Here is an 18527-nt window from a genome sequence, read left to right as displayed (position 1 = left end):
GTCCGTCTGTTCTGTGCGTTTGCGTTCGTGAGCACCCCAACGATCCAGTGGTATCCCGGCCACATCGCTAAGGCGGAGCAGCAGCTCAAGCGCCATCTCGACAAGGTGGATCTGGTGATTGAGGTGCGTGATGCCCGCATTCCTCTGGCCACGGGCCACCCCCATCTCAACCGCTGGTTGAAGGGCAAGCAGCATCTGTTGGTGATCAACCGTCGCGACATGGTCACCGCGGCCGCAAAAGAGGCCTGGGAGGCTTGGTTCAAGGCCCAGGGGCAGAAGACGGTTTGGTGTGATGCCAAGGCCGGGACCGGCGTGAAGCAGGTGCAGCAGGCAGCCATCCGCGCCGGGGATCAGCTCAACGAACGCCGCCGCAACCGGGGCATGCGGCCCAGACCGGTGCGTGCCCTCACCCTGGGGTTCCCCAACGTCGGTAAGTCAGCCCTGATCAACCGCTTGGTGCGGCAGAAGGTGGTGGCCAGTGCCCGGCGGGCCGGGGTGACACGCACCCTGCGCTGGGTCCGTCTGGGGCAAGACCTGGACCTCCTCGATGCGCCCGGGGTCTTGCCCCCTCGGCTTGATGACCAGCAGGCGGCCCTGCGGCTTGCCCTCTGCGACGACATCGGTCAGGCCGCCTACGACGGTGAGCTCGTGGCTCAGGCCTTCCTGCAATTGCTGCTTGATGCGGCAGCGCAGGCTGCGGCCGGGGTGACGATTCCGCTTCTACAAGAGCGCTACGGCATTCCCCTGAGCGGTGAAACGGCGGACCCCGCCCTCTGGCTGGAGGCCGCAGCGGCCCGCCACACCTCTGGTGAAACAGCGCGCATGGCACAGCGGCTGCTGGATGATTTCCGCAAGTCCACCCTCGGCAGCATCGCCCTGGAGTTGCCGGCGTGAGTCCTCATTGGAAAAGGCCTCCGTTGCCGGAAGAGACCTTCACCGATCGCTTTGGGGAGGGTGAGGGGGAGCTGCTGACGCTGGCCTATCCCAAACCGCTGCCGATGCGGCTGGACCGTTGGTTGGTGAGCCAGCGCACGGAGCAGAGTCGGGCCCGGATTCAGAAGTTCATTGACGCGGGCTACGTGCGCGTCAACGGCAAGACCGGAAAGGCCAAAACGCCTCTGCGCCAGGGCGATGAGGTGCAGCTGTGGATGCCGCCACCGGAGCCGCTGCCGTATCTCAAGCCGGAGCCGATGGATCTGGATGTGCTGTTTGAGGACGACCATCTGATCGTGCTCAACAAGCCGGCAGGCCTGACGGTGCATCCAGCGCCCGGCAACAAGGACGGCACCCTGGTGAATGGTTTGTTGCATCACTGCCCGGATCTGCCTGGCATCAGCGGCAAGCTGCGGCCGGGGATCGTGCACCGTCTCGATAAAGACACCACCGGCTGCATCGTGATCGCCAAGAGTCAGGAGGCCCTGGTGCGGCTGCAGGTGCAGATCCAGAAACGGATCGCCTCCCGCGAATACTTCGCTGTCGTTCATGGCGTGCCTGACGGCGACTCCGGCACGATCGTTGGCGCCATTGGCCGTCATCCGGCGGATCGCAAGAAGTACGCGGTGGTGAGCTCTGAGAACGGCCGTTATGCCTGCACCCACTGGACCCTGGTGGAGCGTCTCGGCGACTACTCCCTGTTGCGCTTCAAGCTCGACACCGGTCGGACTCATCAGATCCGCGTCCACTGCGCCCACATGAACCACCCCGTGGTGGGGGACCCCACCTACAGCCGCTGCCGCAAATTGCCGATCGAGCTGCCAGGCCAGGCCCTGCATGCCGTGCAGTTGGGGCTCGACCATCCGATCACCCGAGAGCGAATGGTGTTTGAAGCGCCCCTGCCTCCGGTGATGGAGAAGTTGTTGGGGGTGTTGCGACGGCGCGCAGCGTCGGGCTGAGGGCCTAACGCGGCAGCCTTGGACAGGCCTCCACGAGGGTCCGGCTGATTGGCGCCTGAGGTGCGCTGAAGATCCGATCCCCTGGACCCTCCTCAACCACCTTCCCTTGGTCCAGCACCATCACCCGGTGACAGAAGCCACTGGCCACTGAGAGGTCGTGGGTGATGAACACGATCGCCAGGCCCAGCTCCTGCTGCAGCTCCCGCAGCAGAGCGAGCACATCCGCCTGCACCTCCGCATCGAGCATGCTCACGCTCTCGTCGCAGATCAGCACCTTGGGTTTCAGGGCAAGGGCGCGGGCGATGGCTACCCGCTGCTGCTGGCCGCCGGAGAGCTGCTTCGGCAGGCGGTCTTGAAACCGCTCGGCCGGGCTGAGGCCGACCCGCTCCAGCAGGCGGCGTGCTTCCTCCCGGGCTGCTGCTTTGGAGCAGAGGCCATGGATCAGCAACGGATCGGCGATCGCATCCGCCACCTGCAGGGCCGGATTGAGGCAGGCCAGAGGGTCCTGAAACACCATCTGGAGAGCCCGGCGGGCTGAGCGCAGCGTTTCTCCCCGCAGGCTCAGCAGATCCTGGCCGAGCAGGTCGACCCGTCCGCCACGAATGGAATTGAGCCCCATCAGGGCACGGCAGAGGGTGCTCTTGCCGCAGCCGGAGGCTCCCACCACTCCCAGGCTTTCCCCGGCCCTGAGCTCAAAACTCACCCCATCCACCGCCTTCAGCCAGACGGGCGACCAAGGTGCGCCCCCCACGGCGTGCCAGCAGCGCATCTCCTCCACCCGCAGCACGCTGTTGTTGTCGGGAAGTGCCGGTGAGCGTCCCCCTTCCCGGGCCTGGGCGGAGGCCACCAGCCGTTGCCCCACTGGCGACTGCGGCCGACTGAGCAGTTGATGGCTGGGGCCGTCCTCCACCTTGCGTCCGCCGTCGAGCATCGCCATGCGCTCGCACCAGCGGGCGGCCATGGCCAAGTCATGACTGATTAGCAGCAGCGCACTGCCCAGTTCCTTGCAGAGACCGCTGAGCTCGGCCATGACCTGTCCTGCCACCGCCACATCCAGGCTGGTGGTGGGTTCATCGGCGATCAGTAGTGGTGGTTCTAGGGCGATCGCCAGGGCAATGGCCAGGCGCTGCCTCATCCCACCGCTGAGCTCATGGGGGTAGGCGCGGAAGCGGTTGGCCCCAATGCCCACCCGTTCCAGCAGTTCGTGGGCCCGTTCCTGGTGAGCCGCGGCGGTGGTGTGAGGCCGGTGGCCCCTGAGGGTGTCGATCAGATGACCGCCCACGCTCATCAGCGGATTCATCCGCGTCATCGGGTCCTGGAACACCAGACCGACGGCTTCGCCCCGCAGCTGCCGCAACTGTGGGCGCTTGAGCTGGCGTGGATCCTGGCCGGTCAAGGCCAGCCGTCCTTCACAGACCGTTCCCTGCGGCAGCAGCTGCATCACGGCCCGGGCCACTGTGCTTTTGCCGCAGCCTGAAGATCCCACCAAGGCCAGGGTCTCTCCCGGCTCGAGGCTCAAATCCAGCCCATCCAGCGTCCAGTGTTCACTGCCGGGGTAGCGCAGTCTCAGCTGTTCGAGTTCCAGAACAGGCCGGCCCATGAACAGTGCGGCTGGAGCGACAGGGGGTCCTGCACTGAATACCATGGATTGACCCGATGGGTCGGATGCTCAACGCTGCCTCCACACCCAAAGAGCCCCGAACCAGCACGGGTTCGGCCAAGGTGCGCTGCGCGTTGCCCGAAGTACGGCGCCATCCCGTCCGTCATCCGGAGGATTACGGCATCGCTCTGCCTGAGTGGTTGCGGGAGTGCATCGCCAATGTGCCGCCTGGCATTGGCCAGAGCTGCCCCACCGATGCCGAGGCGCTGCTGGTGTCGGCCTTTGATTTCGGCTTTCAGCTCCACGAAGGCCAGTTCCGCGCCAGTGGAGACCCCTACATCGTCCATCCGGTGGCGGTGGCTGATCTGTTGCGGGACATCGGTGCCAGTGCCCCGGTGATCGCTGCTGGGTTCCTCCATGACGTGGTCGAGGACACCGACGTCACCCCCGATCAGATCGAGCTCCACTTCGGTTCCGAGGTACGTGAGCTGGTGGAAGGTGTCACCAAGCTCGGCGGCATCCATTTCAACGACCGCACGGAAGCTCAGGCGGAGAATCTGCGCCGGATGTTCTTGGCGATGGCCAGCGACATCCGTGTGGTGTTGGTGAAGCTGGCGGACCGCTTGCACAACATGCGCACCCTGGGTGCGCTGAAGGAAGAGAAGCGCCAGCGGATCGCCCGTGAAACCCGCGAGATCTATGCCCCCCTCGCCAACCGCCTCGGCATCGGCCGCTTCAAGTGGGAGCTGGAGGATCTGGCCTTCAAATTGCTGGAACCGGAGGCCTTCCGCGAAATTCAGGAGGAGGTGGCCACCAAGCGCAGTGAGCGTGAGCAACGGCTCGGCGTCACCGTGGGGCTGCTGAACGAGCGGCTGGAACGGGCCGGCCTAGACCACTGCGAGGTGAGTGGTCGCCCCAAACATCTGTTTGGCATCTGGAGCAAGATGCAGCGCCAGCAGAAGGAGTTCCACGAGATCTACGACGTGGCGGCGTTGCGGATCCTCACTCCCAATGTTGAGAGCTGCTACCGCGCCCTCGCGGTGGTTCACGACACCTTTCGCCCGATTCCCGGCAGGTTTAAGGACTACATCGGGTTGCCGAAACCCAACGGCTATCAATCCCTGCACACCGCGGTGATCGGTCGACATCGCCCGATCGAAGTGCAGATCCGCACACTTGAGATGCACCATGTGGCCGAATTCGGGATTGCGGCCCACTGGAAATACAAGGAAGGCGGCTCGCCGGCCAGCAGCAGCAGCGATGCGGAGCGGTTCAACTGGCTGCGTCAGCTGGTGGATTGGCAACAGGAAGGCGGCAACGACGATCACAACGACTACCTCTCCTCGATCAAGGAAGACCTGTTTGACGAGGAGGTTTTCGTCTTTACCCCGAAGGGCGATGTGCTCGGTTTGCGCAAGGGGGCAACCGCCGTTGATTTCGCTTATCGCATTCACTCCGAGGTGGGCAATCACTGCCATGGCGCTCGCATCAACGATCGGCTCTGCCCGTTGGCGACACCGCTGCAGAACGGTGATTTCGTTCAGGTGCTCACCAGTAAGACGGCCCACCCCAGCCTGGATTGGCTGAACTTCGTCGCCACGCCGACGGCGCGCAACCGCATCCGCCAGTGGTACAAGCGCAGCCATCGGGACGAAACGATTGAACGGGGCAAGGATCTGCTGGAGCGGGAGCTGGGCCGTGATGGCTTCGATGCCCTGCTGAACAGTGAGGCGATGCAGCGGGTGGCGCAGCGCTGCAATGTGCCCACCACCGAAGACCTGCTGGCGTCACTTGGGTTTGGAGATATCACGCTGCAGCAGGCGCTCAACCGTTTGCGGGAGGAGATGCGTCTGCTGGCGGAACAGCAGCAGGCCCCACCCAGCAATGAAGACGTCGCCGCGGCGCTGGTGCCATCGCGGGATGCGTCTCCGGATCGGTCCGGAGGCGAAGGGGCGATTCTTGGTCTGGAGGGCTTGGATTACCGTCTTGGTGGCTGCTGCAGTCCACTGCCGGGCGAGTTGATCGTGGGCACGGTGGCCCTCGGCAACCACGGCATCACCATTCACCGGCAGGACTGCTCCAACGTGGAGACGATCCCGCGGGAACGGCGGCTTCCCGTGCGCTGGAACACCACCCAAGCCGAACAGGAAAAACAGCGCTTCCCGGTGCAGCTGCGGATCGAGGTGATCGATCGCGTCGGCATCCTCAAAGACATCCTGCTGCGTCTCTCCGATGGCGCCATCAACGTCAGTGATGCTCGGGTGACCACTGCAGCTGGCAAACCCGCCCGCATTGATCTGCGGGTTGAGCTGGAGGGTGCAGATCAGCTCAGCCGCACCATGGACCAGATCCGCTCGATGGCGGATGTGATCGGGATTGCCCGGGTGGGCACGAGTTAGCTGCCTTGGCTGAGGGCTGCACGGGCTTCACGCCGCAGAAACAGGCGGTAGGCGATCCAGCCGCTGGCGATCGCCAGCACCATCCCCACAATGGTGGAGCCCAGCAGGATGCGCTGGCTGAACTCCCATCCCTGGGCCCACAGGCTGCTGCGATTCAGCTCTGAAAGGTTGATCCCGCCCTGGCCGGGCCCCAGCAGCTGACAGCCCACCAAGTAGTTGAACCAGTAGAGGGGCAGATAGGTGAGGGGATTGCTCACCAGGGTTCCTGCGGCGGCGAGCAGGTGGTTACCCCGCACCACGCTGGCAACACCCACGCTGAGGAAAATCTGCAGCCCGAAGAAGGGGTAGCAGCCGCAGAACACGCCAGCGGCCAAGCCGCGAGCTCGTTGGCCTGGGGTTCCTTCCTGTCTCCACAACCAGAGGACCCCACGGCGCATCCGGAGGCGACTGAGGCGCAGCAACCGGCGCATGAACCCTGCGGAAATCGGCTGGATCCTAGGTATGGATCACCAGCGGCGACTGCTGTGCCCAGCACCGACACGATTGCGGCAGTGGCCACCGCCGTGGCCCCAGGTCAGGGCGGGATCGCCGTGATCCGTCTCTCCGGGCCGGCTGCGGAAGCGACGGGGCGCAGCGTGGTGCACTGCCCGGGCCGTCAGGAGTGGGGATCGCACCGGCTGGTGTACGGCCATGTGATCGATGGCGAGGGCCGGCGTCTCGATGAGGTGCTGCTGCTGCTGATGCGCGGGCCCCGCAGCTTCACCGGTGAGGACGTGGTGGAGATCCACTGCCATGGCGGCGTGATCGCCGTGCAGCGGGTGCTCGAACAGGTGCTGCGGCAGCCGGGGGTGCGCCGGGCCCAGCCCGGCGAGTTCAGCCAGCGGGCTGTGCTCAACGGTCGGCTCGATCTCACCCGCGCGGAGGCGGTGAGTGAGCTGGTGGCAGCCCGCAGCCGCCGGGCGGCCGAGTTGGCGATGGCGGGCCTCGATGGCGGCATTCAGGCCCAGATCACCGGCCTGCGGGAACGGCTGCTGGACCAGCTCACCGAGTTGGAGGCCCGGGTGGATTTCGAGGAAGACCTGCCGCCCCTCGATGGCGAGGCCTTACTGCAGCAGCTGCAAGCCGTTCGCCTGGAGCTTGAGCAGCTGGTGCGCGATGGCGAGCGGGGCGATGCCCTGCGCCAGGGTCTGCGGGTGGCGTTGGTGGGTCGCCCCAACGTGGGAAAAAGTTCCCTGCTCAATCGGCTCAGCCGCCGTGAGCGGGCGATCGTGACCGATCTGCCGGGCACCACCAGAGATTTGCTGGAGAGCGAAATCGTGCTGGAGGGGGTACCGATCACCCTGCTCGACACCGCCGGCATCCGCAGTACCAATGACGCGGTGGAGCAGCTGGGAATTGCCCGCAGCGAAGAAGCGCTGGCCACGGCTGATGTGGTGCTGTTGGTGCTTGACGGCCATGCGGGCTGGACCGCCGAAGACGCCGACTTGCTGGCGCGCATCCCTGAGAAGATCCCCAGGATCCTTGTGGCTAACAAAGCGGATCTTCCTGCGGGGGCCTTCCCCCAGCCGGTGGATGTTCAGCTGTCGGCGTTGGACGGTACGGGGGAGGCCGACCTGGTGCGGGCCCTGCTGGAGCGTTGCGGAGCTGCTGGAACCGACGGCATGTTGGTGGCGCTGAACCAACGCCAACGCGATCTCGCTGCCCGAGCCGCCGAAGCCCTGGCCCGTAGCCAGGAGGTGGCGGCACAGCAGCTCCCGTGGGACTTTTGGACGATCGATCTGCGGGAGGCGATCCGAGCGTTGGGGGAGATCACTGGAGAAGAGCTCACCGAAGCAGTGCTGGATCGGGTGTTTTCGCGCTTCTGCATCGGAAAATAGGTTCAGCGGACTTCAGGAACGGTTTGGACTGGCAATCCCCTGCACTCACCGCTGCCTTGGAGGCTTGGCTGGCAGAAGACATCGGTCGTGGCGATCTGACGGCGGCTGCGTTGCAGGGCCAGCAGGGTCAGGCCCATTGGCTTGCCAAACAGCCCGGCCGGTTCTGCGGTGGCCCTTTGGTGCAGCGCTTGTTCCAGCGGCTGGATCCTGGGGTGAGTGTTCGTCTGCTGAGGCAGGACGGCGACGCCGTCGAGGCCGGGGACTGCCTGCTGGAGCTGGAAGGTCCGGCCACGGCCTTGGTGGCGGGAGAACGCACCGCCTTGAACTTGGCCATGCGCCTCTCAGGCATTGCCACCGCCACCGCTGAATTGGTGGCCCAGCTCCAGGGCACCGGTGTGCGTCTGGCCGATACCCGCAAGACCACGCCTGGGCTTCGTCTGCTGGAGAAATACGCAGTCCGCTGCGGCGGCGGCATCAACCACCGCATGGGGCTGGATGACGCGGCCATGCTCAAGGAGAACCACATCGCCTGGGCGGGGGGCATCACGGCGGCTATCGCGGCCGTGCGCGATCAGGCTCCTTGGCCAGCGGCCGTGATTGTGGAAGCCGAGACTGAAGCTCAGGCGCTGGAGGCGGTGCAGGCGGGCGCCAATGGAGTGCTCCTTGATGAGTTCACTCCCGAGCAGCTCACGGCCCTGGTGCCGAGCCTGCGGGATTGCAGTACCCGCGGGGTGGTGCTGGAGGCCTCCGGCATTCAGCCCGAGCAGTTGCAGGCCTACGCCGCCACCGGCATCGATTTGATCTCCACCAGTGCGCCGGTCACCCGCAGCCACTGGTTGGACCTGAGCATGCGTTTCACCTGAAGAGGGATGATCAGAGCCGGATTCCCCCGGCCACGCACTGCCCATGCTCAGCCTGTCCCAGTCCCTGGATGCCCAGTTGCGGGCGGCGATGCAACGGGCCTTCCCGGAGACCGATGCGGGGCTGGACCCCCAGCTGGCCCCTGCCAGCAAGCCGGAATTCGGTGACTTCCAGGCCAACGGTGCGCTGCCCCTGGCCAAGCCCTTGAAGCAGGCGCCCAGGCAAATTGCCACGGCGATCGTGGAGGAGCTGCAGGCCGATCCCGCCTTCACAGACCTCTGCCTGGATCCCCAGATCGCTGGGCCTGGCTTCATCAACCTCACCATCCGCCCGGAGCGGCTGGCGGCGGAGGTGTCGGCACGGCTGGGGGACGAGCGTCTGGGCGTGCCGGCGGTTAGTAACGCGGCGCCGGTGGTGGTGGATTTTTCCAGCCCCAACATCGCCAAGGAGATGCATGTGGGGCATTTGCGCTCCACGATCATTGGCGACTCGCTGGCGCGGGTGCTGGAGTTCCGCGGCCATCCGGTGCTGCGCCTCAATCACGTGGGCGACTGGGGCACCCAGTTCGGCATGTTGATTACCCATCTCAAGCAGGTGGCGCCGGAAGCCCTGGACACCGCCGATGCGGTGGATCTGGGAGACCTGGTGGCCTTCTACCGCGAGGCCAAGAAGCGCTTCGATGACGACGAAGCCTTCCAGTCCACCTCCCGCGATGAGGTGGTGAAGCTGCAGGGGGGCGATCCGGTGTCGCTCAAGGCCTGGGGCCTGCTCTGTGATCAGTCGCGGCGGGAGTTTCAGAAGATCTACGACCGGCTCGACATCCGCCTGAGCGAACGCGGCGAGTCGTTTTACAACCCCTTCCTGCCGGCGGTGATTGATGGTTTGAAGGCCGCCGAACTGCTGGTCACCGACGACGGTGCCCAGTGCGTCTTCCTCGAGGGTGTGCAGGGCAAGGACGGCAACCCCCTGCCGGTGATCGTGCAGAAGAGCGACGGCGGCTTTAACTACGCCACCACTGACCTGGCGGCGATCCGCTACCGCTTTGGTGCGGCGCCGGAGGGGGATGGTGCCGGTCGTGTTGTGTATGTCACCGATGCTGGTCAGGCGAACCATTTCGCCGGGGTGTTCCAGGTGGCCGAGCGGGCCGGTTGGATTCCGGACGGTGCGCGCCTCGAGCACGTGCCCTTTGGCCTGGTGCAGGGGGAGGACGGCAAAAAGCTCAAGACCCGTGCAGGCGACACCGTTCGTTTGCGGGATCTGCTCGATGAAGCCGTCGAGCGTGCTGAGACCGATCTGCGCTCACGCCTGAAGGTGGAGGAGCGCAGCGAGTCGGAGGAGTTCATCCAGCATGTGGCAGGCACCGTGGGTTTGGCGGCGGTGAAATACGCCGACCTCAGCCAGAACCGGATCACCAATTACCAGTTCTCCTTCGACCGGATGCTGGCGCTGCAGGGCAACACAGCGCCCTATCTGCTCTATGCCGTGGTGCGCATCGCCGGCATCGCCCGCAAGGGGGGCGACCTTGCGGCCACCAGTGCCCAACTGCAGTTCAGCGAGCCCCAGGAGTGGGCCCTGGTGCGGGAGCTGCTCAAGTTCGACGCCGTGATCGCTGAGGTGGAGGAGGAGCTGCTGCCCAACCGGTTGTGCAGCTACCTATTCGAGCTCAGCCAGGTGTTCAACCGCTTTTACGACCAGGTGCCGGTGCTCAAGGCCGATCCTGAAGCGCTGGCATCCCGCCTCGCTCTTTGTCGTTTAACGGCCGACACCCTCAGACTGGGGCTCGGACTGCTGGGCATTGCCACCCTGGACCGCATGTGAGCGACAACATTCAACCGTTCACACCTGGTGGTGCTCCAGCGGCCCGCGCCGCTGTTGAGCAGCTCAAGGCCTACAGCGCGCCGCTGGAGGGCCGCCGCCAGATGCTGCGGCTGGATTTCAACGAAAACACGATTGGCCCCAGCCCCCTGGTGGCCCAAGCGCTGCGCAACTTCAGCACCGAAGAAATTGCCGTTTATCCGGAGTACGACGGCCTGCGGGATGCGTTGCTCCAGAACCTGCTGGAAACCGGCTGCCGGCCGGGCTTGAAGCCTGATCAGGTGGGTCTATTCAACGGTGTGGATGCCGCCATCCATGCGGTGTTTCAGGCGTATGGCGATGTCGGTGAGACGTTGCTGACCACAGCGCCCACCTTTGGCTACTACAGCCCCTGCGCTGGGATGCAGGGCATGACGATCGAGGCGATCCCCTACGAGGGGGAGACGTTCCGCTTCCCGTTGGCGGCCATTCAGGAAGCGTTGGCGGCTCGCTCGCCGCGGTTGTTGTTGATCTGCAACCCCAACAACCCCACCGGCACGCGCTTGCCAGCAGATCAGGTGATCGCCTTGGCGGCCTCAGCCCCGGGCACCTTGGTGGTGGTGGATGAGTTGTATGAGGCCTTCACAGGTGACAGCGTGCTGCCGAGCGCTGATTTCACGGCCACCCCGAACCTCCTGGTGTTCCGTTCCCTGGCCAAAACAGCTGGTTTGGCGGGTCTGCGCATCGGCTTCGCCATCGGCCATGCCGATGTGGTCGATCGGGTGAGCCGTGTCACGGGCCCCTACGACGTGAACAGCGTGGCCGTGGCTGCGGCGTTCGCCGCCTTGGCCGATCAGTCGTATGTGGACGCCTACGTGGCCGAGGTGCTGCGGGCTCGCGACTGGACCCTGCAAGCGCTGCGGGATGCAGGCGTGCGCCATCACTGTGACGGCGGCAACTATCTGCTGATCTGGCCCCAGCGCCCGGTGGCGGAGGTGGATGCGGAATTACGCGAGGCTGGAATTCTGGTGCGTTCGATGGCCGGCAAGCCCCTGATCGATGGCTGTTTTCGGGTGAGCATCGGCACCACCAGCCAGATGCAGCGCTTCATCGAGGCGTTCCTCTCCCTGGAGCAATGAATCGCCTGCTGCTGCTAGCCACCGGTGGCACCATCGCCGGCTGTGCGGCCGACAGTGCAACGCTGAACGACTACACCGCTGGGGTGCTGGGGGGTGATGCCCTGCTGGCGGCGGTGCCGCAGCTTCAGGGTCTGGCCACGATCAGCGTCGAGCAGGTCGCCAATGTCGACAGCGCTGATCTGCTCTTTGAGCATTGGCGCGCGCTGGTGGATCGCATTCGTGGTGCCTTTGCGGCGGCCCCCGAGCTGGCCGGGGTGGTGATCACCCATGGCACCAACACGCTGGAGGAAACCGCCTGGTTGCTGCAGCTGTTGATCGACGATCCCCGGCCCGTGGTGCTGGTGGGGGCGATGCGGCCAGCCACGGCCCTCAGTGCCGATGGGCCGCTCAATTTGTTGCAGGCGGTGCAGGTGGCCTCAAGTCCAGAAGCCCGCGGCCATGGCGTTCTGGTGGTGATGGATGGACAGATCCATGGCGCCGAGCGGGTCACCAAGCTGGCCACCCAGGGGGTGGGGGCCTTTGCCAGTCCCGATAGCGGGCCCTTGGGGTGGGTGGACGATGTGGGCGTTCATCTGGCCATGGTGAGTGGACCCCGGCAGGTGCCCTTCGCTGGGCTCGATTTACCGGAGCAATGGCCCCAGGTGCCGATCGTTTACGGGTGTGTGGAGCCTGAGCCGCTCCTGCTCAGCGTCTGTCTCAACGCCGGGGTTGCAGGCCTGGTGTTCACCGGGACGGGCGCCGGCCAGTTGTCGGTTGGCGAATGTCGGGTGTTGGAGACGTGGGCTGGCCCACGACCGTTGATGCTGCGGGCCAACCGCTGTGGGTCTGGACCCGTGCACCGCAATCCCGAGGACGAACGGCTCGGGCTGCTGCCTGCAGGCAGCCTCAATCCCCAGAAAGCCAGGGTGTTGTTGCTGTTGTGCCTCATTGCGGGGTTGGATCGTGCAAGCATGGCCGATCGGTTGATCCAACTCGAGCTCTTGAATTGATTGCTTTCTGCGCTGTTAGGTGTTTTGCCGCAGTTGGTGAGTGACTTCTAATCACCGATATGAAGCAATCCCGTACTTTTAAGGTTTGTTTGCAGGCTGCTTTTAGTTTGAAAAATTGATCAGCCCTCGTGAGCATCCAGAGAAGGCGACGCCTCAGGAACCGACGTCTGAGAAATCAACGCCTAAGGGGCCAGAGGCAAAACAATTACGACATCAAGCTCAGTTTTGCTGGCGTTGATCAAGCGGGTAATGAAGGGGTCGCGATTCGCGGATTTGTTCCTCCTTCAGAAGAAACGATTCCAGCCGATCCTGTTAATTCGCCGGTGGCACCCTTCGCTATCGACACAACATCGGAACTTCTCTTTAACTACCAGGTCGTTGGGGGTGTTCCCTATGAGTATGGCATTGGCCAATTTGAAATTACTGCAGCTCAATATTGTGCTTTTTTGAATGCTGTTGATGCAGAGGGTGAGAATCCAAAGCAGCCGTGGACCAAAGTTAAGCTCTGGAATGAAAAAAATAACCCTTTGGTGAATCATTTTCAAGGCCAAATTTTGTATGTCGATCATGCCGAAGATGGTCAGCACTATGCCGTAGCTGATCCGGTGTGGGCGGACAAGCCAGTGATGATGATCAATGGATTTCAGTTCGCATATTTCATTAATTCTCTAACCAACGGAGGGGCTGTTGGGCAGAAGCAGTCTCAGCGAAAGAGTCCCCTCGGCTTTGATGTTGAGGTGACGGATCGTTATTATAAATTTTCTGAGACGATTGATAATGGCTCCTATAATTTAAGTGATTCAAATTATGCATTCCTGTCGCGGCAAAATGTTGATGGTCTGTTCTTCCCCTCTCAGGATGAATGGATTAAGGCCGCCTATTATGCGGGTGAGGAAACTGGAAATGGAACGAATTACTTTTATTTCCCCACTGTTAGCAATGAAGCTCCGATTCCCCTGTTTACTCAGGAAGGGAAAGATCAAGGTCTAGCTGAGGGTAAGGCTGCTGAGAGTCCTTTCGCTCAAGTGAATGTTAGTGATACGGGTGAAGTTCAGATCAAGGAACTTGATCAAAAAATAAAGAGAAATCAGGGCTATTCCAACTACAATTTTGGTGTTTTTTGGCAGCCTTGGTATGCGCCAGAGGGTAAGACCTACGGAAATGCAAATGTCACGGACGTTGGTGGCTCCGATAGTCCATCACCTTGGTTGGCGTACGACATGGGTGGAAATATTGTCGAGTACACCGACACCATCGCCGGCGCTATGGATATTCCTCATTTGTCAGAGAACCTCCAGCAGTTGCCCGTTGCATTTCGTGCCCATGGTGGCATCGCAAATGCTACGGGCTATCAACTTTGGATCAGTGCAACTGGAGCTGGAGATCCTTACGGGCAAATCATCGGATCTGCCTATGAATATGGTGGGGCTCGCTTGAGTTTCCTGGGTGATGACGAGCCGAAGAAGTCAGCCAAGAACCTCAAGCGTTCTAGTCGAGCTGATGTGATTACTGGTCAGAATGTGGTCACGCGTGCTGATTCTGTTTCCACTTTTGATACTCACTACTCCAGCAGTTTGGGTGACACGATCGCACTGCTGGTAGAGGAAGATGGGGGATATGTGTCGATGCCCAGCTCCTTTTTCAATGTTTCGAGAAAGGATGGCGGTCGCCCCTTTTACTCTATGACCCATGACGTCACTGGAACAAGTCGGATCGTGCGTGGTCGGAAGCAGATGAATGAGGTGATGGAGGCCGGGGGCTACTCAGATCCTGTTGAAGCTTTCCATGCGCTACCGCCGGATCAAGGTGATGTCCAATTTATTGGGTATTTCAATCCCAACACAGGCGCCTATGGGTATTCAGAGTTAGAGGCAGATGCAGTCGGATTTACTGAGTTGGGATATATCTCACAAGGAGCAATTTGGTCCGTTTGAACGTCTCCCGCTACTGCATCACCGTGATCACGGTGGTGTCGTCGAGGTTGCCCGGCAGGGTTTGGGTTCGGCCCACTCGGCGCACGGCGGTGCCACCCATGGCGTCGAGGAAGGGCTGCACACCCTCTTGATCACAGCCTTCAGGTGCTTCGCCGTTGACGTACTGCACCGGGATGACGCGTTTGGGGTTCAACTGATTCACCACCGCCGCGGCTTCTTCGGCGTTGTAGATCTTGCTGCCGCCGCCAACGCCGATGATCAGCACATCGGGGTTGCCGAGCAGCACCCGGTCGGCAGCTGTGAGCTCTCCAGCGGTAGCACCGAGATGGGCAAAGCTGAGGCCCCCCTGCTGCCAGCGCCACAGGGTTGCATTGCCAAAGCGGCGTCCGCCCATCCGGTCGTGGGGATTGGCGAAGCCCTCTAGGCTCAGCCCGCCGATGCGATAAGACCCGGGTTGGGCCAGAAAGTGGCCGCCGGCCACATCGCGGGCTCCTTCATCGGCAAGTTCAGAGTTGGCCAGAACAACGCCGGCCGTTAGCCGGGGCTCGGGCTGGCCTGCTGCACAACCGACGGCTTTGTAGGGGTTGAGCAGCACCGACTGGCCGCCGCCTTGGATCAGAAGGGCCCGTTGCCCATAGCTGCTGATCGACACCCCACCGCCCGCAAAGACCGGACTTGAGAGGCTGAGTGCCAGGCCTGCAGCGGCGGTCACAGCGGAACGCAGGACGGACATGGGCGGGGTTGAACGTGCTTTGGACGCTAACAGCGTTATCCCTCGGCTTCCCGCAGGAAATTGGCCAGCAGTTGGTGGCCTTGATCGGTGAGCACGCTTTCGGGGTGGAACTGCACCCCCTGCAGGTGGTGATGCTCTCGATGCCGCAGGCCCATGATCGTGCCGTCCTCGAGCCAGGCGGTCACCTCGAGGCAGTCCGGCAGGGTTTCGCGCTCGGCGATCAGGGAGTGATAGCGGGTGGCCGTCAGCGGTTGAGGCAGTCCTGCGAACACGCCGTCGCCCTTATGCAGCACCGGTGAGGTCTTGCCGTGCATCTGCTGCTGGGCGCGCACCACTCGGCCGCCGTACACCTGGGCGATGGCCTGATGGCCCAGGCACACCCCCAGGGTGGGCACCGTTGCTGAGAGGTCCTTGAGGATGTCGAGGCAGACACCTGATTGATCAGGGTCGCCTGGCCCTGGAGAGAGCAGGATCGCGTCTGGCTTCAGGGCGCGGATCTGCTCGAGGTTGATGGCGTCGTTGCGATGCACCTGAAGATCGGCTGCCACCGGATGCTGGGCCGCGAGTTCACCGAAGTACTGCACCAGGTTGAAGGTGAAGCTGTCGTAGTTGTCGATGACCAGCAGCATCTGCGAATCGGAAGTCAGAGCCCCAGGCGGAGCAAGAGCGGCGGAAGTAGGAGAAAGAGAGCGATCAATAAAGAGCTGATGGCGGCCGTCAGTACGGCGGCAGCAGCACAGTCTTTGGCGATGCGGGCCAAGGGGTGATAGCGCCGGCCAATGGCCAGATCCACCACCGCTTCCATCGCTGTGTTCAGTAGCTCCAACACCAGAACGGCCGCCACCGTAAGCACCAGCACGGCCAGGCGGATCAGATCCAGTTGCAGCCAGGTGGCCAGGCCAAACACCACCACGCCCGTCACCACATGGATGCGGAAGTTGCGCTGGGTGAGGAAGGCGTAACCAAGGCCTTGGGCGGCGTAGCGAAAACTCGACGGCAGATCACCGGCGATGCGCCAGCTGCCCCGTCGTCGCATTCCGTTAGGCACCATCGCCACCTCTTCCGAAGCTGCGTCTGCGGATGGTCTCCGGGGCGATTCGGTGGTCATCGGAACGGAACTCGGACTCCGCAGGGCAGACGCCCGCTGTTCGAAGACTACCCGGGTTGTCCAGGCCACTCATCCCCAAGAAGCCTTTCCTGCAGGGCCAGCATCGCGGCAAGGCTGTCTTCATCGGGATGGTCCCAGCCCAGCAGGTGCAGCAGGCCATGGCTCACCAGCCAGCGCAATTCCCGCTGCAGGCTGTGCCCCTGCTCCTGGGCCTGACGTCGGGCCGTTTCCAGGGAAACGACGATGTCTCCCAGTTCGATGCTGGGGCCTTCCATCCAGTCGCCGGCGTCGTCGAGGGCGGCAAACGACAAGACATCCGTGGGGCCTGTTTTCTGGCGCCAGGCGCTGTTCAAATCCGCGATGTTGGCGTCATCAGTGAAGCGCAGCCCCAGGCTCAGCTCTTCCGCCGCGCGCACCAGGGTTGGGCAGTCGAGGCTCTTATCCCCGCAGATGCTGTTGAGCCAATGCTTCAACTGCTGGAGCCAGTCCGTTTCATCAAGCAGATCGGTGCTGTCGGAGGGTTCCATCGCCACCCCCTCCCGATCCAGTGCGAGGTCGAGCTCCATGCCTACCCCGGCAGGGTCGGACGCCCCAGCCAAGCCACGAGGGTGATGAAGCCGAGCAATCCCATGGCGGTGAGGCCGAAGTGAAACAGGCTCTTGCTGCCCTTGCGCACCATGTTGCGCATGGCCTGTTTGACGAAGCTCGGCGGTGGGGTGCTCTCGGTGGCCATGGGGTCAGGAATCGGCGTCCGCGCCGGGGCTGTCGACACCCTGGCGCAAAGAGGCGTCGATGAACGGGTCCAGGGCCCCATCCATCACGGCTTGCACATCGTTGGTTTCTTCATTGGTGCGCAGGTCTTTCACCATTTGATAGGGCTGAAAAACGTAGTTGCGGATCTGGTTGCCCCAGGCTGCTTCAACGATGTCGCCTCGGATGTCGGCGATTTCGGCCGCCCGTTGCTCTTGGGCGATCACCAGCAATTTGGCCATCAGCAACGCCATCGCCTTTTCCTTGTTCTGGAGTTGGGAGCGTTCCTGGGTGCAGCGCACAAACAGCCCGGTGGGGATGTGCAGGATGCGCACAGCCGTTTCCACCTTGTTCACGTTCTGGCCTCCCGCGCCGCCCGAGCGGCTGGTGGTGATCTCCAGGTCCTTTTCAGGAATGTCGAGCTTGACGTCCTCCTCAAGCTTGGGCATCACCTCCACACCGGCAAAGCTGGTTTGGCGCTTGTCGTTGGCGTTGAACGGTGAGATGCGCACCAGGCGATGGGTGCCTTTCTCGTTGCGCAGGTAGCCGTAGGCGTAGCGCCCTTCGATCTCGATCGTGCAGCTCTTGATCCCGGCTTCTTCCCCTTCGGAGAGTTCGTCCACGGTCACCTTCATGCCGTGGTCTTCCGCCCAGCGGGTGTACATGCGCAGCAGCATCTGGGCCCAGTCCTGGGCGTCGGTACCACCGGCGCCTGCATTGATGCTGAGAACGGCCCCCTCTTTGTCGTATTCGCCGCTGAGCAGGCGCTCCAGCTCCCAGCGGTCCAGCCCTTGGCGCAGCTGGTTCAGGCCGTTCTGGGCTTCCTGCAGCAGGTCCTCATCGGGCTCCAGCTCGTAGAGCTCAAGGGTGGCCTGGGCGTCATCGACTGCACCGCGCCATCCGGCCAGCTGAGACAGCTGAGCTTTCACCTCATCCAGACGCCGCATCTGCTTCTGGGCGTTCTGCTGGTCATCCCAGAAATCGGGCTGGGCTGCGAGTTGTTCGAGATCCTGTTGCCTTGCGTTCAGTGCAGGAACGTCAAAGACAGTCCTGGGCATTGCCCAGGCGGTCAGTGAGTTCGGAGAGGTCGCGTTTGAAGTCGGTGAGATCCAGCAAGGACTCGGTCCTGATCAGCCTCTGACGCTATCAGCGCAGTCGCTGCATAGGATCCGACCACTGGCATCACCAACGCAATGGCCAAGGTTGAGATCTACACCTGGCAAACCTGCCCCTTCTGCGTCCGCGCCAAGGGGCTCTTGGATCGCAAGGGGGTGAGCTACACCGAACACAGCGTGGATGGCGATGAGCCTGGCCGGGATGCCATGGCGGCAAGGGGTGATGGTCGCCGCAGCGTTCCGCAGGTGTACATCGACGACCGCCACATCGGTGGCTGTGACGACCTCCATGCCTTAGAGCGCGCCGGTGAGCTTGATGCGCTGCTGAAGGCCTGA

General features: G+C 63.0%; 18 protein-coding genes. 10 read left to right on the top strand and 8 right to left on the bottom strand.

All coding sequences use genetic code 11. The features are described from left to right. The first annotated feature begins 27 nt into the window (after positions 1–27). Positions 28–894, top strand: coding sequence for a ribosome biogenesis GTPase YlqF (ylqF, locus tag FZZ90_RS04295; protein ID WP_226424527.1), 867 nt, complete (start codon positions 28–30; stop codon positions 892–894). Continuing rightward, on the top strand, positions 891–1892 hold the full coding sequence (locus tag FZZ90_RS04290; RefSeq protein WP_226424526.1) for an RluA family pseudouridine synthase: 1002 nt from the start codon (positions 891–893) through the stop codon (positions 1890–1892). The genes ylqF and FZZ90_RS04290 overlap by 4 nt, the downstream gene beginning before the upstream one ends. A 4-nt stretch (positions 1893–1896) precedes the next feature. Here FZZ90_RS04290 and FZZ90_RS04285 read toward each other — a convergent pair whose 3' ends face one another. Beyond that, a complete protein-coding gene (locus FZZ90_RS04285; RefSeq protein ID WP_226424525.1) occupies positions 1897–3537 on the bottom strand; it encodes an ABC transporter ATP-binding protein in 1641 nt (546 codons plus the stop codon). A 20-nt stretch (positions 3538–3557) separates the two neighbouring features. On the opposite strand from FZZ90_RS04285, the gene FZZ90_RS04280 reads away from it, so the two are divergent. Continuing rightward, positions 3558–5891 (top strand): bifunctional (p)ppGpp synthetase/guanosine-3',5'-bis(diphosphate) 3'-pyrophosphohydrolase, encoded by a 2334-nt coding sequence (locus FZZ90_RS04280; RefSeq protein WP_226425011.1) that lies wholly within the window; start codon positions 3558–3560, stop codon positions 5889–5891. Here the strand turns inward: FZZ90_RS04280 and FZZ90_RS04275 are convergent. Beyond that, positions 5888–6361 (bottom strand): DUF2062 domain-containing protein, encoded by a 474-nt coding sequence (locus FZZ90_RS04275; protein ID WP_226424524.1) that lies wholly within the window; start codon positions 6359–6361, stop codon positions 5888–5890. The genes FZZ90_RS04280 and FZZ90_RS04275 overlap by 4 nt on opposite strands. Before the next feature lie 54 nt (positions 6362–6415). On the opposite strand from FZZ90_RS04275, the gene mnmE reads away from it, so the two are divergent. The 6 genes from mnmE to FZZ90_RS04245 all read left to right on the top strand — a co-directional run bounded on the left by mnmE (position 6416) and on the right by FZZ90_RS04245 (position 14485). Next, entirely contained in the window at positions 6416–7768 is a 1353-nt protein-coding gene (mnmE, locus tag FZZ90_RS04270; protein ID WP_226424523.1) for a tRNA uridine-5-carboxymethylaminomethyl(34) synthesis GTPase MnmE, read from the top strand. A 23-nt stretch (positions 7769–7791) separates the two neighbouring features. Continuing rightward, entirely contained in the window at positions 7792–8631 is an 840-nt protein-coding gene (gene nadC / locus FZZ90_RS04265) for a carboxylating nicotinate-nucleotide diphosphorylase (RefSeq protein WP_226424522.1), read from the top strand. 43 nt (positions 8632–8674) lie between these two features. Then, positions 8675–10447 carry an arginine--tRNA ligase gene (gene argS / locus FZZ90_RS04260; protein WP_226424521.1) on the top strand — a complete coding sequence of 591 codons (1773 nt, stop codon included), beginning with the start codon at positions 8675–8677 and terminating at the stop codon, positions 10445–10447. Further along, complete coding sequence (locus FZZ90_RS04255; RefSeq protein WP_226424520.1) at positions 10444–11562, top strand: histidinol-phosphate transaminase; 1119 nt, start codon at positions 10444–10446, stop codon at positions 11560–11562. The genes argS and FZZ90_RS04255 overlap by 4 nt, the downstream gene beginning before the upstream one ends. Next, positions 11559–12551, top strand: coding sequence for an asparaginase (locus tag FZZ90_RS04250; protein ID WP_226424519.1), 993 nt, complete (start codon positions 11559–11561; stop codon positions 12549–12551). The genes FZZ90_RS04255 and FZZ90_RS04250 overlap by 4 nt, the downstream gene beginning before the upstream one ends. A gap of 128 nt (positions 12552–12679) precedes the next feature. Next, positions 12680–14485: a hypothetical protein gene (locus FZZ90_RS04245; protein WP_226424518.1), complete on the top strand. Its 1806-nt coding sequence runs from the start codon at positions 12680–12682 to the stop codon at positions 14483–14485. 10 nt (positions 14486–14495) lie between these two features. On the opposite strand, the gene FZZ90_RS04240 is transcribed toward FZZ90_RS04245, so the two are convergent. The 6 genes from FZZ90_RS04240 to prfB all read right to left on the bottom strand — a co-directional run bounded on the left by FZZ90_RS04240 (position 14496) and on the right by prfB (position 18192). After that, on the bottom strand, positions 14496–15218 hold the full coding sequence (locus FZZ90_RS04240) for an MBL fold metallo-hydrolase (protein WP_226424517.1): 723 nt from the start codon (positions 15216–15218) through the stop codon (positions 14496–14498). A 35-nt stretch (positions 15219–15253) separates the two neighbouring features. Beyond that, positions 15254–15847, bottom strand: a complete 594-nt coding sequence (locus FZZ90_RS04235) for an aminodeoxychorismate/anthranilate synthase component II (RefSeq protein ID WP_226424516.1) — start codon at positions 15845–15847, stop codon at positions 15254–15256. A gap of 14 nt (positions 15848–15861) precedes the next feature. Further along, positions 15862–16269, bottom strand: a complete 408-nt coding sequence (locus FZZ90_RS04230) for a diacylglycerol kinase family protein (RefSeq protein ID WP_226425010.1) — start codon at positions 16267–16269, stop codon at positions 15862–15864. Positions 16270–16373: 104 nt separating this feature from the next. Further along, positions 16374–16892: an rRNA maturation RNase YbeY gene (ybeY, locus tag FZZ90_RS04225; protein ID WP_226424515.1), complete on the bottom strand. Its 519-nt coding sequence runs from the start codon at positions 16890–16892 to the stop codon at positions 16374–16376. 2 nt (positions 16893–16894) lie between these two features. Further along, entirely contained in the window at positions 16895–17059 is a 165-nt protein-coding gene (locus tag FZZ90_RS04220) for a DUF3285 domain-containing protein (protein WP_226400945.1), read from the bottom strand. Positions 17060–17063: 4 nt separating this feature from the next. Continuing rightward, positions 17064–18192 (bottom strand): peptide chain release factor 2 gene (prfB, locus tag FZZ90_RS04215; RefSeq protein ID WP_226424514.1). Its coding sequence is split into 2 segments (ribosomal slippage): positions 17064–18116 and positions 18118–18192, totalling 1128 coding nucleotides; the frame shifts between segments, so codons are not numbered across the junction. A 77-nt stretch (positions 18193–18269) separates the two neighbouring features. On the opposite strand from prfB, the gene grxC reads away from it, so the two are divergent. Beyond that, positions 18270–18527, top strand: coding sequence for a glutaredoxin 3 (grxC, locus tag FZZ90_RS04210; protein ID WP_226415527.1), 258 nt, complete (start codon positions 18270–18272; stop codon positions 18525–18527).

The organism is Synechococcus sp. MU1617 (assembly GCF_020514235.1).
Lineage (GTDB): Bacteria > Cyanobacteriota > Cyanobacteriia > PCC-6307 > Cyanobiaceae > Parasynechococcus.
Note: the sequence above shows the minus strand (reverse complement) of the source record. Positions and strands in the feature narration are given on the sequence as shown.

Bases quoted from the DNA above. Each gene is read 5' to 3' on its own strand.
- FZZ90_RS04285 (WP_226424525.1), bottom strand. From the start codon at position 3,537: ATGGTATTCAGTGCAGGACCCCCTGTCGCTCCAGCCGCACTGTTCATG.
- FZZ90_RS04280 (WP_226425011.1), top strand. From the start codon at position 3,558: ATGCTCAACGCTGCCTCCACACCCAAAGAGCCCCGAACCAGCACGGGT.
- FZZ90_RS04275 (WP_226424524.1), bottom strand. From the start codon at position 6,361: ATGCGCCGGTTGCTGCGCCTCAGTCGCCTCCGGATGCGCCGTGGGGTC.
- argS (WP_226424521.1), top strand. From the start codon at position 8,675: ATGCTCAGCCTGTCCCAGTCCCTGGATGCCCAGTTGCGGGCGGCGATG.
- FZZ90_RS04250 (WP_226424519.1), top strand. From the start codon at position 11,559: ATGAATCGCCTGCTGCTGCTAGCCACCGGTGGCACCATCGCCGGCTGT.
- FZZ90_RS04240 (WP_226424517.1), bottom strand. From the start codon at position 15,218: ATGTCCGTCCTGCGTTCCGCTGTGACCGCCGCTGCAGGCCTGGCACTC.
- FZZ90_RS04235 (WP_226424516.1), bottom strand. From the start codon at position 15,847: ATGCTGCTGGTCATCGACAACTACGACAGCTTCACCTTCAACCTGGTG.
- FZZ90_RS04230 (WP_226425010.1), bottom strand. From the start codon at position 16,269: ATGGTGCCTAACGGAATGCGACGACGGGGCAGCTGGCGCATCGCCGGT.
- ybeY (WP_226424515.1), bottom strand. From the start codon at position 16,892: ATGGAGCTCGACCTCGCACTGGATCGGGAGGGGGTGGCGATGGAACCC.
- FZZ90_RS04220 (WP_226400945.1), bottom strand. From the start codon at position 17,059: ATGGCCACCGAGAGCACCCCACCGCCGAGCTTCGTCAAACAGGCCATG.
- grxC (WP_226415527.1), top strand. From the start codon at position 18,270: ATGGCCAAGGTTGAGATCTACACCTGGCAAACCTGCCCCTTCTGCGTC.